Origin of the sequence: Sporosarcina ureae DSM 2281 (assembly GCF_000425545.1) — a bacterium.
Lineage (GTDB): Bacteria > Bacillota > Bacilli > Bacillales_A > Planococcaceae > Sporosarcina > Sporosarcina ureae.
This window is the reverse complement of sequence record NZ_AUDQ01000004.1, coordinates 192,547-209,853: the sequence shown is the minus strand read 5'-3', so window position 1 is coordinate 209,853 and position 17,307 is coordinate 192,547. Positions and strand designations below refer to the sequence as shown.

Sequence of the window (17,307 nt, the reverse complement as noted above, 5' to 3'; positions counted from 1 at the left end):
TATACATTCGGATCAAGGGAGTGTGTATACGTCATACGCGTATCAAGCCTATATCAAGGATAACGACCTGATCGGCAGCATGTCACGTCGAGGAAACTGTTGGGACAATGCGGTGATTGAATCATTTCATTCGAGTCTGAAATCTGAAGAATTTCAATACGTTAAATTTAATTCATTACGCAATAATATTGTAGTTGAACGAGTAATTGCCTATTTAAATTATTATAATGAAGAACGTATCCAAGAAAAATTAGGCTACCTGACACCGATAAAATATGGTGTCAAAGCAGCCTAATCATGGTGTTTTATATGTGTCTCATATCGCTAGGTCAGTCTAAGGCATGCCGTTTTTTATTTCTTAAGTGTATGTTTCTTACCTGCTTGATCCGTCACGATTAACTGTGTGGCGGTAACTTCCATATCTTTCGCAAGAACATTGGAAATCTTGCTTGTCTTTTTATCTAACAGATTATATTTATACACCCCTGATTTGTTGAAATAATACATCGTAGACAGATCGAACGCTACAGACTTATTGTTTTGACTTACTTGATTGGTTTTCGTAGTAGCCTCCACTTCATCGAAAATAACACGCGCGTTAAAGTTCAATAAGGTCTTTTTGTTTTTCCCATCCATTGCAACTGAATACAGCGTCAACGGATCATCCAATGGAGTAGTAGGATCGAATTTGGAATCGAAAACACGGTCCTTGTTCTTTTCAAGTGTATAGTAGATCCGATCGTTCCAAATGAACATATTACGGAACTTTTGATCGATTGGAATACTACCAATTGTATAACTCCAGTCATTAACATTTAATTTCACTAAGTTATAACCTGCAGGCATTTTATTTCCTGCGTTGATCGAGTTCCAATACGGAATGAATATTTCATCATTGTATAGGACCATTTGATAGCCGGACATGAGCAGTATTCGATTGATTCCGTTATCTGGCATAGTCGCGCTATCCAAGATTGCTGAACGTGTACCTGCCTTTTTATTCTCTTTAAATAACTTAGTAGATGTTTTATCTTTTACAATGGTATAAATAAAGCTGTTTTGTTCAATCGTTTTACCTTTAACACTTACATAAGAATGATAGTCATCAAGCTTCATAGAGTCGTCTAGTGCGCGCACTAAAAATGCTGAGAACTGAGAACGTGTAACGGAGTTAGTCGGCATGTATTTACCTTCTGAACCACCGGTGATTCCTTTTTTGGCAATCCCGTTAATATCGGGGAATGACCAATGTGTCGGGGATACGTCCACAAATGTTGCTTGATTATCGACAGGTATGTTAAATGAACGACGAATGATCGCAGCCATATGTGCACGTGAAGTATCTTCACCAGGACGCATGAAACCATTATCACCACGCATGATGCCTTTTTCATTCACTGTTGCTAGAATTTGATAATAGGAAGATTTTTTCGAGACGTCCTTAAATTGCACTGTAGGATTTTTAACCAATGGAATTTTCAATGCTTTTATGAGCATGGAAGATGCCTGCGCCCGTGTAATGGGATCATTTGGCTTAAAAGTACCGTCTGGAAAACCTCCGATGATATTACGGTCAGCTAAATACATAATTTCTTTCTTTGCCCAATGCTTCTCTACGTCAGAAAATTGTGTGGCAGCCTGTGCCTGGAATGGTGTTGCTGCGAAAATCAAGAAAACTGCTAACAACCCGATTAGTTTATTCTTCATATAGGTAGACCTCCTTTAGGTATTCTATTCATTATACAGAATTGCAAATGGAAAAATAAGGGCCTTTAAACATAAAAAACCGACAAAAGGGAGAACTCTCTTGTCGGGTCTTTGGAACTTACTTTGTACCAATCTCGTATGTTTTCACTACATCGATACAACCCATTACGGATTGCAACATAGAACAATTCTTCTCCGTCAGCTCCATAATTCTGGGCATCTTTTCATCTGTAACGTCCGATCCGATAACAGTAAAGTGAAGATGGATCTTCATCAATCGACTGGCATCATCCTGAGAACGCACCACTTCTTTTACATCAATTGCAATGTCTTCTGCTGGCATGCGCATTTTATCAAGGACTTTTCGCATGACACCGCCACCACAAGCTGCGATCGATGCAACCATCAGCTGATAAGGCCTAAACCCTTTTTCTTCATTTGATGAAATGTGTAATGTACCGAATTCTGTCTCCGTATCAAAACCGTGTTTTGTCATATGGAAATTCATGTTGATCAGCCCCTTATGCTGTTAGTATACGTTGTTTCATCAAGAAAACCAAAGAACGATAACTGACTCTCTATGTTTAATATCATGAATTTGTGGAAGACTAAACGTAAGATGGAAAGGAGTGTTGAGAATTGAGTGAAAACAAACAGCCACACAAAACACTGACTGATAAGAACAACGGCCTTTCATCCGCACAGGAAGTGTTGTATGCCAAAGATTACAAACGGGCAGATAAGGCTACCGAGCTAGAAAACAATAAGAAGTAAGAAACGAAAATAGTAAATGAGGCGTTCCCTAGTAGTTGTAATCCAACTACTGGGGTTTTTCTCATGAAATAGACCTGACGCATTCTTCGCAATCGCTGTATACTAAGAGTAAATGCTTATACAAAGAGAACGAGGATATAGAATGAAGAAAATTGGATGGAAAAAGGTTATCGTCTTACTAGTTGCTTTCTTTGTCATTTTTCAAATAGCGGGAAGTTTTTTCTTTTATAACTTGGCAATTAAGCGTGGTCCGAAAGATTTCCTAACAGGCAACGCAGATTTGAAAGTATCGGCCGAAACCATGGACGTGTTTTTAAATGGAGACTGGCTGGACTGGGTAGATAAACAGGAGTTTAAAGAAATGCATATGACTTCAAGAGATGGTGTAGATTTGGTGGGTTATTACTTAGCTGCTAAACAGCCTACCGACAAATTGGTGATTCTGACACATGGCTATTTAGGACATGCCAAACAAATGGGGTTATACGGTCAATATTATTATGAGGAACTCGGCTATAATATTTTCCTGCCAAATGCTAGAGGACATGGAAAAAGCGGTGGTGATTATTATGGATTTGGTTGGCCTGATCGTCTAGATGTGATGGATTGGACGAAGTTGCTTGTCAAAGAAATGGGTACTCACACACAAGTGCTCTATCACGGTTTGTCTATGGGTGCTGCAACGGTATTGATGGCGAGCGGTGAAGCCTACCGAAACAAGTAAAAGCAATTATCGCAGATAGTCCGTATCAATCTGTTTATCAGCTTTTTGCCTATCAATTGAATCGAATGTTTCATTTACCGGCCTTCCCTTTACTCGACAATATGAGTTTACTGACGAGCGCCAGAGCAGGATATTCATTGAAGGAGGCGGATGCGTTGAGCGCGGTTCAGCGTGCGACTGTACCGATCCTATATATCCATGGTAATGCGGATACGTTCGTGCCGACAGAGATGACAAAAGAGCTGTATGAGAAGACAAAAAGCGATACGGAATTGTTTTTAGTAGATGATGCCAATCACGGTGAAGCATTCGTGATGGATCAGGAAGCGTATAAGAGAAAGGTGGATGAATTCCTTGAAAAACATTGGTCGACATCGAACCTGTCAATTGACCTCTCTCGCTAACCGTCCTATACTATTTTTACAAAGTAGGGGAAGTAGCATTCCTCGATATAAGGTCGTGGCGTATTGATAAAAGCAACAGTAGAACAACTTTGTAAACAGCACACGGAACTGACTAGTCAAGATGTGAAAATACTCCAGGAGATGGCGTTTAGCTTACAAACCTATGCAGATCTATCTGATTCGTATATGTTTATCGATTGTAAATTAAAACCAAGTAATCAGGCGATTGTCGTTGCGGAAGCTTTTCCAGTTGGTAGTACACCGCTATATAATAACTCAGTTATTGGAAAGATTGTTTTTGAATCTTTTGAACCAGGTGTATTTTATTCCTATCGTAACGGAAAGAAATCCATCATACAGCAGGCAATGACGCAAGAAGGTATCTTTGTGCATCAGACTGTAGTACCCATTAAGAACACATTTCATCAAGTGATCGGTGTATTGGTATCTGAGAAACGAGTCACTTCACCGCAATCGGTTGACGACATCAAAAGGTTTTCGGTAGTTACAGAAACGGCGGAAGACCAAATGACGAATTCGGGACTTGGCGTAGTCTCAGACTTATTGATGGAAATGCTTATTTTAACGGATGCTAGTAATCGGTTAATATACGCGAATCCTTCGGGTTTGAAACTGATTTCTGAAATGAGTGGCAGGGACGATGTACTAAATCGTAACTTGTTGGAAATATTACCGTTTTTGCATGCGGTGTATGAGAAGAAAGAAGATGTATTTGTCTTTGAGATGACGATTCAAGATAAAAGCTTAATTGTAAAAAAAATAAGGATGCATGAAAAGAACAAATCTCAAGAAACGTTGTTGATTGTCCAGGATATTACTGAACTTCGAACAAAGGAAAAAGAATTGATGATGAAATCCGTCGTCATTAAAGAAATTCATCATCGAGTTAAAAATAATTTGCAAACTGTGGCAAGCTTAATAAGATTGCAAATGCGTAATGGTATGCCGGTTGAAAATCGATCTGCTTTTGAGGAAACGCTTAACCGGATATACAGTATTTCCTCAGTTTATGAAATTATCCTTACGAAGGAAGATGCAGACGACGATGATGTAAATATTATAAATTTAACGAGGAAAATTTGTTCCACGATGGTGCTAAATGAATACAATTTAAAAGTAGACTTGATTATTGAGCCAAATAACAATAAAATAATAACAACATCTAAGAAAGCGGTTTCAATGGCACTGATTATTAATGAGCTCATACAAAACTCCCTAAAGCATGCATTTCAAGGCAAAGAAGAAGGGATTATTGATGTGGAATTTATCGTAGATCATGATTTTGTGGAACTTCATGTTTCCGACAACGGCGTTGGAATGAAGAATCCGCAAACTTCGCTTGGTACGGAAATTATCCACAATTTGGTAACCAATGACTTGAATGGTGAGTTTCTATATGTGCCTAGGGAAGTCGGGACTCATGCAGTAATTAGTTTTCCAGTGGGTGCGGAGGTGGAAACTTTTGATGAGTAAACGAATCTTGATAGCGGAAGATGAATCAATTATTCGCATGGACCTGAAAATGACCTTGCAAGACCATGGCTATGAAGTCGTTGGGGAAGCTGGTGACGGAGACAGAGCGATCGAGTTGGCTTTTTTGCATAAGCCTGATTTAATCTTGATGGATATTAAAATGCCGAAGATGAATGGGCTGAAAGCGAGCCGAATCATTGGAGAGCAATTGGATATACCAATTTTAATCATTACCGCGTACAGTCAAAAGGAGTTTGTGGAAAAAGCCCAGCAAGACAGTGTGGTCGGTTATTTAGTTAAACCTATTTCTGAAGCTAATTTAATTCCTGCAATTGAAGTGGCGCTTCACCAATCCAGTAAAGCCAAGCGGCTAAAGGACAGCATTCAGCACGCGAAGCAGCAAGTGGAAAAGCGGAAAGTTGTGGAACGGGCAAAAGGTATACTGATGAGTACAGAGCACTTAACCGAGCAACAAGCATTTAAAAAAATGCGTGATACAAGTATGTCACGGCAAATGACAATGGAGTCACTTGCCATGGAAATTATAGATTTGCACAAGTGAATAGATCTAAGCAAAGACGCTTAAAGAGATACATTCTTTAAGCGTCTTTTTGTGTTCTTTTCGCGAATTGTATAAAGATTTAAAGGTGGTGGCTAGTGAATTAATGCACGAACATAATATCACAATAGGATAGTAAGAGGGGGAAATTTAGATGGAAATGATTGGTACAGTCATTGTATATATCATCATGGCCTGTGCAATTGCAGGGGCATTTGCTTCAATAAAAAATCCTGAAGAAGGATTAGGTAAGGAATTTATGTCTGGATTACACGCAGTAGGACATATCTTCGTGCCCGCAGCAGGGATTATGGCATCGATTCCATACTTAACGTGGTTCATCAGTAAATTTATTGGTCCAATTTTTAACTCGATCGGGGCAGATCCGGCAATTGCCGCGACAACGATTCTAGCTTCAGATATGGGTGGATATCAGTTAGCGGAAGCATTAAAAGTAACAAATGAAGGATGGATCATGGCGTTAATCGTCGGTTTCATGTCGGGAGCAACCATTGTATTCTCCATTCCAATGGGTCTCGCAATGCTTGATAAACGGGACCATAAATATATGGCGCTTGGTATCATGTCGGGTGTACTGACAATTCCAATCGGTGCTTTCATTGCGTCTGTTTTAGTTGTCTTGTTCAATACGGATGTGCGTGATGTAATCAGTACGACTGCAACATCTAATTATGAATTTGCAATTGGTTATTTACAGATTTTCATAAATTTATTGCCATTATTACTATTTGTTGTATTAATTGCGGTAGGACTGAAGTTCGTCCCGCGTATTATGATTAACGGATTTATGTTGTTTGGCCGTATGATGGATGCAGCTATTAAACTTGTGCTAGTGTTCTCTATCGTTGAAATATTTACAGGTATCTTCACTAAAATCTTTGGTGTGTGGGGATTCGATCCAATTATGGCGGATAAAGCTGATCAGTTCCGTGCGCTTGAAACGGCCGGATATATTGGTATTATGTTAGCAGGTGCATTCCCAATGATTTACTTGATCAGAAAGTATATGGGGACACCTTTGGAAGCCGCTGGAAAGAAGATTGGACTTTCACCTGAAGGTAGTGCCGGTCTACTTGCGACTGTCGCGAATATATTGGCGATGTTCTCATTAGTTCGTTATATGAGACCGAAAGACAAAGTTATCAATATCGCATTCGCAGTATGCGCGGCATTCTTGCTGGGTGATCATTTATCTTTCACAGCGAATTTCCAGCCGAATATTATTTTACCGGTTATACTAGGTAAACTGAGTGCGGGAATCATCGCAGTTATCATTGCATTCAAGCTGTCTGTACCAACAGCATTAAAGTTGGAAAAGCAAGATCGTGAAGCAGGGATTATTCGCGAAGGCGAGTACGAAGATGCTGAAACAGAAGCTCCTGCCGTTAAAGCATAAAAATATAAACAGGGAGTGTGTATGATGAGCGAAGAAAAGAAACGGTTTATACAGGAATTCGTTCCAGGAAAACAGATTACACTTAGCCATTTGATTGCTAATCCTGATCCAGATATGTTTCAGAAGTTAGGTATACAGGAAGCTGGCGCCTTGGGTATTCTTACGTGTACACCAAGTGAAACAGTTATTATTGCAGGAGACTTGGCGACGAAAGCAGCGAATGTCCGCATTGGATTTCTTGATCGATTTACAGGTAGCCTCGTCATTGTAGGCAGTGTCTCAGAAGTAGAGATGGCTATGCTTGAGATTAATCGTTTTTTATCGGAGAAGTTAAGTTATACACCATCTGAAATTACAAAATCATAAGGAGTGAGGACGATGCGAAACAAGGCAATGCTAATCGGTGCGGTACGAGCCGGAAAGTCTACATTAACGAATGCTTTATTGGGCCGAAAAGTAGAAGCTTTCAAAACGCAAACGCTCAGTTATTATGATTGGATTGTTGATACTCCGGGAGAATACACAGAAAATCCAATGTTCTACAAAAATATTATGGCTACCGCGCTTGAAGTGACGCACGTACTGTATTTGCAAGATGCAACGAGCGAAAAGATTATCTTTCCACCAGGTTTCAGCATGGGAATCCCAAAATTGCCGATTGGTGTCATCACCAAATGCGATCTCCCGGAAGCTGATATAGACCGTTCACTTGGGATGCTAAACACTGTCATGAGCGAAGGACCCATCGTCATGGTTTCTTCTGTAACGGGCATGGGAATCCGACATCTTAAGGAATTGACAAAGCTGAACGACCTTCAAGCGATGCGTCATTACGTCGAGTCAACAGCCGACGAGCACTTGATATTTCTAGGCTAATCTTCTTTACAGGTAGGTAGGAATTTGATATAGTAAATTTCATACAAGTAAATAAAAACGGCAAAGGCGCCTTTACATCCCGTGGGAAAATCCACGGGTTTGTAAAGGCGTCTTTTTTATATCAAAAGTGTAGGAGCTGGCGTCCGGAACTAGATGTAATCAAAAGCGCAGGACGCCGTCTAGCTCCAACAGGCTTAGAAGGAAGTAATCAGAAGGGGGATGTGGGAGTGAGCAATTTCAATAAGCACGAAACAATTATCAGTGCAGGAATTGATATTGGCACAAGCACGACGAAACTGATTATCAGTCGATTTTCCCTACGTAATGTGGCGGGCGCAACACATGTGCCAAGAATAGAAATTACAGACAAAGAAATACTATACAAAAGCCCGGTGTTTCGAACGCCGTTGCAAGATGCAGTGACGATTGATGTAGCAGGTGTTCAACAGATTATACGGTCAGAATATAACAAAGCAGGAATCCAACCTTCTCAGATTGAAACAGGAGCTGTCATTATTACGGGTGAAACCGCTACCAAGCGAAATGCCAGTGAAATGTTACATCTTTTGTCTGATGAAGCAGGTGATTTTCTCGTAGCAACGGCAGGCCCTGACCTAGAAGGCATCATCGCAGCAAAAGGTTCAGGTAGCTATGAATGGTCTGGAAAAAGTGGCCAAGTAGTCGCCAATATAGACATTGGTGGAGGAACAGCTAATATTGCAGTGTTCAAAGACAAACAACTTCTTGGTACCTGCACGATGCATATCGGAGGCAGATTGATCGAATTTGAAAACGGCATAGTCCGTACAATTTCACCGCCAGTCGCACGGTTATTGCAAGACCAAGGCTATTCGTTACAAGTCGGTGATCCGCAAAATGCACCCGCCGTTTCATTCGTAACAACGTATATGGCCGAAGCGGTGGCACGCATGTTGAAAAAAGAAGTCCATGCACAAGATCAAGTGCTGTTACTTGGTCATGAACCAAACTGGCTACAATCGGTCGATACGATTGTCTTTTCAGGTGGTATTTCCGAATGTATGTATCATCATGCGACTGATGAAGTCCAAGAAGCACAATACAACGATATTGGAATTCAACTCGCGGAAGCACTACTGCAAAACAAATCACTGCAACACTTTACTTGGCAGGAGCCAGTAGAAACTGTACGAGCGACTGTATTGGGAGCTGGGACACAGACTACTGAAATTAGCGGGGCTACGATACAAGTTGCGCCACATGAGTTGCCATTAAAGAACATCCCGATTTACCAATATGATTTTGAAGAAAATCTCGAAACAGGACTACTCCACTTCGAAGATGCGGTACAGCAGGCAGTTACTTTATATGACTCTGCAAAAGAGGGGCAAAACTTTGCGCTCTATCTATCCAACCTTCCATATCTAGGTTTTCGCGATGTGCAGAAACTTGCCAAAGCAATTGTTCAAATTATGAACGAGCGGCCATGTCCGGAGCAACCGATTATTCTGGTCATTCAATCCGATCATGCTAAAGTGATTGGTCAAACATTAGCGGCGTTACACGTGAAACAAAGCATTATTTGTATAGATCAAATCAATGTGGAAACAGGTGATTACATCGATATCGGCAATGCGCTCACATCAGGCGTCGTACCGGTCGTCGTAAAAACCTTAACTTTTCACACAACGTAAAGGAGGTCTCGTACGTGAACTTATCCACTACACTAGGCGGCGAACGATATGTGTTCCATGACCTGAAAGAAGTACTAGCAAAAGCGAATGAAGAGAAATCTGGTGATCGCCTCGCAGGAATTGCAGCGGAAACGGTGCAAGAACGAATTGCTGCCAAAACCGTTGTCAGTGAGTTGCTTGTAAGTGATATCCGTAACAATCCACTGATTCCGATTGAAAGCGACGAAGTGTCACTTATTATTGAAAACGATATAAACGAGAAGGTTTACGGTGAAATTCAGAACTGGAGTATCGCGGAATTACGTGAATACATTTTGAGTAATGAAGTAGGTGACCGTGAATTAAAGCGTCTCAGCCGCGGATTGACTTCGGAAGTCATCGCAGCAGTTACCAAACTAATGTCCAATCTCGACTTAGTACACGCGGCCAATAAAATCGAAATCTTATCAACATGTAATATTACAATCGGTCAAAAAGGCACTTTGTCTTCCCGTTTGCAACCGAATCATCCGACAGACAATATTGATGGCATCATCACTTCGTTAAAAGAAGGCTTGTCTTACGGTATCGGCGATGCGGTAATTGGGATCAATCCCGTAGATGATTCCGTAGAGAGTGTAAAGCGTGTGTTGAATGCAACGAAAGATTTCATTGATGAATGGGAAATTCCGACGCAAAACTGTGTGCTCGCACACGTAACGACACAGATGAAAGCAATTGAACAAGGTGCGCCTGCGGATATGATTTTCCAAAGTATCGCGGGAACAGAAAAAGCTCATCGTTCATTTGGTATTTCAGCGGAATTAATTGCAGAAGCAAAAGATCTTTCACTGAAAATGGGGACCGGTACAGGCCCACAAACATTGTATTTCGAAACAGGGCAAGGGTCGGAACTATCCGCTGAAGCCCATTATGGCGTGGATCAAGTAACTATGGAAGCACGTAACTACGGTTTTGCACGACATTATGATCCGTACATCGTCAACACGGTTGTCGGATTTATCGGACCGGAATATTTATATAACAGCAAACAGGTAATCCGTGCTGGCCTTGAAGATCACTTCATGGGTAAGCTACACGGTCTACCGATGGGTGTAGATATTTGTTATACGAACCATATTAAAGCGGATCAAAATGACATTGAAGATCTAAGTATCTTATTATCAGCGGCAGGTGTGAACTTCATCATCGCAGCTCCGATGGGCGATGACGTTATGCTGAATTACCAATCTATGAGCTACCATGACGTGGCGACGGTTCTTCGGACAATGGGCAAAACACCAGCGCCTGAATACTTGAAATGGCTTGAAAAGATGGGGATTTATGAAAATGGCATGCTGAGTAAACGTGCCGGGGATCTCACACTCTTCAATCGATAGGAGGTGGATGGACTTGAATGAGGAATTAATTCAGCAAATCACAAAAATGGTCGTGGAAAAACTGGAGGCTGCAAGTAGTAGTCAAACAGTACAGCAGCCAACAAACAAACAGAAAGTAGAGCTGTTTTCGAAGCAACCTATTGGACATGTGGAAGTGGAAAAAGTAAAAAGCTCGCCTAGTGGAGCGGTGACATTCCATAGTACGACAGAAGAGCTGAAGCGGAATGTTTCCACTGTAAAGCCAACGCCAAAGACGGCGTATGGTAAAACGAAGTCAAAACCCAAAATAGATTCTGAAGAAGATAAGCTAGCAGAATATCGCAAGAAAACACCCGCTAGGATAGGGGTTGGGCGAGCGGGTTCACGTCCGAGAACAAAGACGTGGCTACAGTTCCGACTGGATCATGCGGCAGCAGTCGACGCGGTCTACGGTGAAGTTCCGGATAACTTGCTTGAGCAGCTGGGGTTATTTCAAGTGCAATCCCGAGTAGCAGATAAAGAAGAATACATTCGACGCCCGGATCTGGGTAGAAAGCTTTCGGACGAGTCAAAGTCTTTGATCCAAGAGCGCTGTAAGAAATCACCCGTCGTACAGATCGTTGCATCAAATGGCCTGAGTGCGAAAGCAATTGAAGAAAATTTGGAAGACGTCTACTTGTCATTGGAACAATCACTTAACAACTTGAATATCGAGATGGGCACAACATTTTATGTCGATAAGGGGCGAGTTGCTGTGATGGATGACATCGGAGAACTATTGCAACCCGATGTTGTGGTCATGCTGATCGGTGAACGTCCAGGTCTAGTATCCGCAGAGTCGCTAAGTGCGTATATGTGTTATAAACCCAGACATGGCACGATTGAAGCAGACCGCATGGTCATCTCCAATATCCATAAAGGCGGAATTCCACCTGTTGAAGCAGGTGCATTCCTTGGAACGATTATTCAGAAAATCTTAAAATATGAAGCGAGCGGTGTATCGCTTGTTCAAAAAGAAAATTAAGGAAGGGGGAGGACAAATGAAAATCTATGCAGACATATTGTCGATGCAAGTTATTTCAAACGTCAGTCCGGAACTTGCTGAGAAGTATAAATTGAAGCCTAACCAGCGTAGCTTGGGTTTAGTGACGACGACAATTGATGACGTCGGCTATACAGCAATTGATGCAGCAACGAAGCATAGTGATGTGGAAGTGGTCTACGCAAAAAGCTTTTACGCGGGCTCAGCCCATTCTTCTGGACCGCTATCCGGTGAGTTTATTGGAATCATTGCGGGTTCGTCGCCGGAAGAAGTGAAAAGTGGTCTGGATTCAATTCGAATAACGATAGAGCATGAAGCCTATTTCGAAACGATTAACGGAAATCCAGATCATGTGTTATATGCGCATACTATCTCCAGCTGCGGAAGTTATTTAGCTGACATGGCGAATGTACCAGATGGACAGTCGTTGGCATACTTGATTGCACCACCTGTTGAAGCCGTTATCGGTTTGGATGCTGCTTTAAAAGCTGCAGACGTCACACTTTGTGTACTCTATTCACCTCCCTCCGAAACAAACTTTGGCGGTGGTCTGCTGACAGGTAGTCAATCTTCTTGTAAGGCAGCAGCCGATGCGTTCCGGGAAGCCATACAGAACATGGCGGATCATCCGTTAAGTTATTGATAGTTCAGCATGCAGAAAGGAGTGTTTTGATTTGGTTCAATTAGTGGATAATGATTTATTGGCTTTGCAACAAATGCGCACGGCCGTCAAAACTGCAAAAGAAGCACAAGAGAAATTCATGGGCTATACTCAGCAACAAGTAGACAAGATTGTGAAAGCTGTAGCTGACGCGGCCTTTGAACAATCCGGTCGCCTCGCGCAAATGGCAGTAGATGAAACGGGTATGGGGGTAGCAGCTCATAAGAAAATCAAGAATGAAGTTGGCTCTCGTGATGTCTATGAAAGTATCAAGGACTTGAAAACAGTCGGTGTCATCAAAGAAGACCATTTGAATAAAGTGGTGGAAATCGCTGCTCCGTTCGGTGTAGTTGCCGCCATCATCCCGACGACTAATCCGACATCGACGGCATTCTTCAAAACATTGATTGCGTTGAAAACACGAAACTCTATTGTAGTGAGTCCTCACCCATATGCAGTTGAATGTACACATGAAGCATTAAAAGTATGTGATGCAGCAGCGGTTGCGGCAGGTGCTCCGGAAGGTTTGATCCAGTGTCTTACTTTGGCTTCAATGGAGGCAACGCAGCAATTGATGTCGCATAAAGATGTCAATCTAATCATCGCAACAGGTGGTAGTGCACTAGTCAAAGCGGCGTATAGCTCAGGTAAACCGGCGTACGGCGTAGGTCCTGGTAATGTGCCGGTGTATATCGAGCGGTCGGCGAAGATTGAAAAAGCGGTAAGAGATATTGTCGATAGTAAATCATTTGATTACGGTACGATTTGTGCAACAGAACAAGCAATTGTTGTCGATAAGCACGTTGTCGATCTCGTTACGCGTGAATTGAAGAAAAATGGCGCATATATTTTATCAGATGAAGAGAAAAAGATTATGGAAGGTGTCATCTCCCCGGTGCCTGGTAAGGTGAATCCGAAAGTGGTTGGCAAGAGCCCGCAGTTCATCGCTAAAATGGCAGGTATTTCTTTACCGGAAGGCACTCGCTTGATTATCGGGATGGAAACAAAAGTAGGCAAGGATGTACCGTTTTCATTGGAGAAATTATCACCGATTTTCGCTATGTATGTCGTCGATGGTGTGAAACATTCGAAAGAAGTATGTCTTGACTTGCTGAACCTTGGTGGACGTGGACACAGCTTGGTGCTTCATACGGAAATCGATGCAGTCGCTCGTGAATTTGCTATGGAAATGCCGGTTTCACGTATTATGGTCAACACGATGTCGTCAATTGGAGCAGTTGGCGGTACGACAGGCTTAATGCCGTCATTTACTTTAGGATGCGGAACATTCGGCGGCAACATCACATCAGACAACGTTACAGCTAAGCATTTACTGAACATTAAGCGGATGGCATACGGCACGAAGGAAGTACAGTTACCGAAGCACTCAGAGCCAGTAGAAAGCTCGAACGATCAGCTTGTATCCAATGTGATGAACAATGTATCAGCTTCAACAAACAGCAACATTGATCCAGCATTAGTACAGAATTTAGTCAGTGAAATTGTTAAACAACTTTCAAAATAAAACACTATTAGGAGGAAATTATTATGAATAGAGAAGGTACAGCATTAGGAATGGTAGAAACTAAAGGATTAATCGGGGCAATTGAGGCGGCAGACGCAATGGTGAAAGCAGCAAGCGTAAACTTAGTAGGTAAAGTACATGTAGGCGGCGGAATTGTAACAGTTATGGTACGTGGCGATGTAGGCGCAGTAAAAGCAGCAACAGATGCAGGGGCAGCTTCTGCACAACGTGTGGGCGAATTACTATCTGTTCACGTGATCCCAAGACCACATAATGAATTAGAACTGATGTTACCAAAAAGCGAATAATCACTGCTGACATAGTAGAAAGGCGTGAACTAAATGAATCAGCAATTGATTGAGCAGATTGTCGGAGAGATCCTTGGACAGCTAGGGCAAAGTCCCGTTCAATTGCCGGAACGAGCGGTTCCCATTGCGGTTTCCGCCCGTCACGTACATTTACAGCCTGAACATGTGGAAGTATTATTTGGCGCAGGGTATGAATTGACACAGCGGTCCGAGCTCTCACAGCCGGGCCAATTCGCCGCGAATGAAACGGTGATGATTGCAGGACCTAAAAGCAGCATTGAACGCGTACGTATTTTAGGACCTGTCCGCAAAGCGACCCAAGTTGAGGTCAGCTTTACGGATGCTATGAAACTCGGCGTCAAGCCTCCGCTTCGGGAATCCGGCAATATAGAAGGATCTGCACCGATTACACTAATTGGACCAAAAGGTAGTGTGCATATAGACCAAGGATTGATTATTGCGCAGGCGCATATCCATATGGCACCTACAGATGCTACGCGCTTTGGCGTGGTAGACGGGGAATATGTCACAGTGGAAGCAGATGGAGTCCGATCTATTTCATTCCGCAATGTACGCATTCGGGTGAATGAGCGATATCGTCTTGAAATGCATATCGATACCGATGAAGCAAATGCAGGTTTCATTACACAGGGGTCAATTGGGCGTCTGGTGAAACCAAATGACGCAAAAGAAACGGTACCTATGCAAGCGACGACGGAAACAACGAAGTCACCTGATCCAGTAGTACGTATTCCAGAGACGCTTGAATTCACCAAAAAACTTTTGTCGGCTGAAGACGTGGCTGATATTTCGGAAAAGGAAATTGTCGTCAATAAAGGCACAATTGTTACGGCACTAGCAAGAGATACAGCACGGGAACTCGGCAAAATGATAACTAGTAGAAAGTAGAAAAAGGTGATTACGCATGCGAATGGGTAGAGTAATTGGTAATGTATGGGCAACCCGTAAAGAGGATGGATTATCAGGACTTAAGCTATTAATCATCCAGCCAATTGATGCACACGGCAATAATATACAGTCGCATATGGTCGCGGCAGATCGAATTGGGGCAGGGGTTGGTGATGAGGTACTCATTACGAGTGGCGGTTCTTCACGCTTTATATTACCAAAAGAAAACCCGATCCCAATCGACGCGGTCATTATTGGTATTATCGATTCAACAGAAGTAAAGAGAGGTGATATACATGAGTCAAGCGATCGGAATGATTGAGACAAAAGGATTGATAGGATCGATTGAAGCAGCAGACGCAATGGTAAAGGCATCTAATGTGGAGTTAGTATCACAGGAGATGGTGGATGGTGGTATTGTAACGGTCATCGTTCAAGGTGATGTCGGAGCAGTACAGGCAGCTGTGGATGCAGGTCGCGATGCGGCAGCGCGTGTTGGTGAATTGCTAGGTGCACATGTAATACCGCGTCCTGATGATTCAGTATATGGCATGGTGAAACCGCTAGTGCCAACTACTCCAGAAATTCCGAAAGTAAAGAAAGCGATAGAAGCGAAGAAAGCACCGAAGAAAGACTGAGGGCGGATTACCTATGAGCATTTGCGAAGTTTTATTGGGCATAAACTCTTCGGTCATAATGAAATCTATAGAAAGGAGTGGTTTCCATGGCTTTCAAACGACATAAAATTGCAGTCATCGGAGCGGGTCATACGGGTGCGACTGCCGCATTGATGGCGGCGCAGAAAGAATTAGGCGATATCGTATTAGTCGATATTCCTGACCTCTCCAATCCTACCAAAGGTAAAGCACTCGATCTCCTTCAGACAAGTCCTGTGCAACAGTTCAATTCCCGCATCACAGGTACATCGAATTACGAGGATATTGAAGGCGCTGCAATGGTGATCATTACAGCAGGCGTCGCACGCAAACCAGGTATGAGTCGTGATGATTTAGTTGCGACCAATGCGAAGATTATGCGTTCTGTTTCTGAACAAGTGAAGCGTTACGCACCAGACAGCATTGTGCTGATTTTAAGTAACCCGGTAGATGCGATGACATATGTTTGCTATAAAACAACGGGCTTTCCTAAAAATCGTGTAATTGGACAATCAGGTGTGCTCGATACTGCCCGTTTCAATACGTTCATCTCGGAAGAATTGAATATTTCTGTAGAAGATATTTCGGGCTTTGTCCTTGGTGGACACGGCGATGATATGGTTCCACTTGTGCGTTATTCATACGCTGGGGGCATTCCGTTGGATAAAATCATTTCGAATGAACGATTGGAAGCAATTGTGGAGCGTACTCGAAAAGGCGGCGGCGAGATCGTCTCGTTGTTAGGTAATGGTAGCGCGTATTATGCACCTGCTGCGGCTTTGGTAGAGATGGCGGAAGCAATTATCAAAGATAAAAAACGAATTATGCCATCTATTGCTTATTTAGAAGGCGAATATGGATATCAAAATATCTATTTAGGCGTTCCTACTGTTTTGGGTGGCAATGGTATCGAGAGTGTAATCGAACTCCCGTTAACAGAGGAAGAACAAACAGCGCTCGATCAGTCAGCTGATTCTGTTAAAGCAGTGATCGAAATTTGCGAAAAGCAGTTGTCCTAATAACTACTGATCTCTCTAAGTCGTAATGGGGACTTAGGGAGATATTTTTGTGTAGGAAGAAGTTTTTTTGGCGCATTTTAGTCATTAAATGATAGAGAAGTCAAAGCTTATCTTAAAAACTGCCAAAAGTTTATAAAGAATCACAACTTTTTTATTTACTTTTATTTATTTGCATGGTACAATAAACAGAATTCACAGATT

21 protein-coding genes are annotated in these 17,307 nt (G+C 42.3%); 19 read left to right on the top strand and 2 right to left on the bottom strand.

Features of this window, described 5'->3' with window-relative positions:
* On the top strand, positions 1-295 hold a 295-nt coding region (locus tag H605_RS0106185), incomplete at its 5' end, for an integrase core domain-containing protein (protein WP_029053427.1).
* A 56-nt stretch (positions 296-351) separates the two neighbouring features.
* On the opposite strand, the gene H605_RS0106180 is transcribed toward H605_RS0106185, so the two are convergent.
* Together H605_RS0106180 and H605_RS0106175 are read right to left on the bottom strand one after the other, a co-directional pair.
* Entirely contained in the window at positions 352-1,707 is a 1,356-nt protein-coding gene (locus H605_RS0106180; RefSeq protein WP_029053426.1) for an S-layer homology domain-containing protein, read from the bottom strand.
* Positions 1,708-1,825: 118 nt separating this feature from the next.
* Complete coding sequence (locus tag H605_RS0106175; RefSeq protein ID WP_029053425.1) at positions 1,826-2,215, bottom strand: OsmC family protein; 390 nt, start codon at positions 2,213-2,215, stop codon at positions 1,826-1,828.
* 131 nt (positions 2,216-2,346) lie between these two features.
* On the opposite strand from H605_RS0106175, the gene H605_RS18595 reads away from it, so the two are divergent.
* The 18 genes from H605_RS18595 to mdh all read left to right on the top strand — a co-directional run bounded on the left by H605_RS18595 (position 2,347) and on the right by mdh (position 17,106).
* Positions 2,347-2,481 (top strand): YfhE family protein, encoded by a 135-nt coding sequence (locus H605_RS18595; RefSeq protein WP_081657863.1) that lies wholly within the window; start codon positions 2,347-2,349, stop codon positions 2,479-2,481.
* A gap of 142 nt (positions 2,482-2,623) precedes the next feature.
* Complete coding sequence (locus tag H605_RS19650) at positions 2,624-3,205, top strand: alpha/beta hydrolase (protein ID WP_335695456.1); 582 nt, start codon at positions 2,624-2,626, stop codon at positions 3,203-3,205.
* A gap of 65 nt (positions 3,206-3,270) precedes the next feature.
* Entirely contained in the window at positions 3,271-3,609 is a 339-nt protein-coding gene (locus H605_RS19645) for an alpha/beta hydrolase (protein ID WP_335695457.1), read from the top strand.
* A 63-nt stretch (positions 3,610-3,672) separates the two neighbouring features.
* Positions 3,673-5,103, top strand: coding sequence for a sensor histidine kinase (locus tag H605_RS0106160; RefSeq protein ID WP_029053424.1), 1,431 nt, complete (start codon positions 3,673-3,675; stop codon positions 5,101-5,103).
* On the top strand, positions 5,096-5,665 hold the full coding sequence (locus tag H605_RS0106155) for an ANTAR domain-containing response regulator (protein WP_029053423.1): 570 nt from the start codon (positions 5,096-5,098) through the stop codon (positions 5,663-5,665). The genes H605_RS0106160 and H605_RS0106155 overlap by 8 nt, the downstream gene beginning before the upstream one ends.
* A 151-nt stretch (positions 5,666-5,816) precedes the next feature.
* Positions 5,817-7,079, top strand: a complete 1,263-nt coding sequence (gene eutH, locus H605_RS0106150; RefSeq protein ID WP_029053422.1) for an ethanolamine utilization protein EutH — start codon at positions 5,817-5,819, stop codon at positions 7,077-7,079.
* A gap of 24 nt (positions 7,080-7,103) precedes the next feature.
* Positions 7,104-7,445 (top strand): ethanolamine utilization microcompartment protein EutS, encoded by a 342-nt coding sequence (gene eutS, locus H605_RS0106145; RefSeq protein WP_029053421.1) that lies wholly within the window; start codon positions 7,104-7,106, stop codon positions 7,443-7,445.
* Between the two features lie 12 nt (positions 7,446-7,457).
* Positions 7,458-7,955: a EutP/PduV family microcompartment system protein gene (locus tag H605_RS0106140; protein WP_029053420.1), complete on the top strand. Its 498-nt coding sequence runs from the start codon at positions 7,458-7,460 to the stop codon at positions 7,953-7,955.
* Between the two features lie 227 nt (positions 7,956-8,182).
* A complete protein-coding gene (locus tag H605_RS0106135; protein ID WP_029053419.1) occupies positions 8,183-9,628 on the top strand; it encodes an ethanolamine ammonia-lyase reactivating factor EutA in 1,446 nt (481 codons plus the stop codon).
* Positions 9,629-9,642: 14 nt separating this feature from the next.
* A complete protein-coding gene (locus tag H605_RS0106130) occupies positions 9,643-11,007 on the top strand; it encodes an ethanolamine ammonia-lyase subunit EutB (protein ID WP_029053418.1) in 1,365 nt (454 codons plus the stop codon).
* Positions 11,008-11,014: 7 nt separating this feature from the next.
* On the top strand, positions 11,015-12,010 hold the full coding sequence (eutC, locus tag H605_RS0106125) for an ethanolamine ammonia-lyase subunit EutC (protein ID WP_418346787.1): 996 nt from the start codon (positions 11,015-11,017) through the stop codon (positions 12,008-12,010).
* Positions 12,011-12,026: 16 nt separating this feature from the next.
* Positions 12,027-12,671, top strand: a complete 645-nt coding sequence (eutL, locus tag H605_RS0106120; RefSeq protein WP_029053416.1) for an ethanolamine utilization microcompartment protein EutL — start codon at positions 12,027-12,029, stop codon at positions 12,669-12,671.
* A gap of 73 nt (positions 12,672-12,744) precedes the next feature.
* Positions 12,745-14,214, top strand: coding sequence for an aldehyde dehydrogenase family protein (locus H605_RS0106115; protein WP_232321288.1), 1,470 nt, complete (start codon positions 12,745-12,747; stop codon positions 14,212-14,214).
* Between the two features lie 23 nt (positions 14,215-14,237).
* Positions 14,238-14,522: a BMC domain-containing protein gene (locus H605_RS0106110; protein WP_029053414.1), complete on the top strand. Its 285-nt coding sequence runs from the start codon at positions 14,238-14,240 to the stop codon at positions 14,520-14,522.
* 33 nt (positions 14,523-14,555) lie between these two features.
* Positions 14,556-15,431 (top strand): phosphate propanoyltransferase, encoded by an 876-nt coding sequence (gene pduL / locus H605_RS0106105; protein ID WP_029053413.1) that lies wholly within the window; start codon positions 14,556-14,558, stop codon positions 15,429-15,431.
* Between the two features lie 16 nt (positions 15,432-15,447).
* Complete coding sequence (locus H605_RS0106100; RefSeq protein ID WP_029053412.1) at positions 15,448-15,753, top strand: EutN/CcmL family microcompartment protein; 306 nt, start codon at positions 15,448-15,450, stop codon at positions 15,751-15,753.
* Positions 15,728-16,069: a BMC domain-containing protein gene (locus H605_RS0106095; protein ID WP_029053411.1), complete on the top strand. Its 342-nt coding sequence runs from the start codon at positions 15,728-15,730 to the stop codon at positions 16,067-16,069. Before H605_RS0106100 ends, H605_RS0106095 begins: the two co-directional genes overlap by 26 nt.
* Before the next feature lie 86 nt (positions 16,070-16,155).
* Positions 16,156-17,106, top strand: coding sequence for a malate dehydrogenase (gene mdh / locus H605_RS0106090; RefSeq protein ID WP_029053410.1), 951 nt, complete (start codon positions 16,156-16,158; stop codon positions 17,104-17,106).
* Positions 17,107-17,307: the final 201 nt, after the last annotated feature.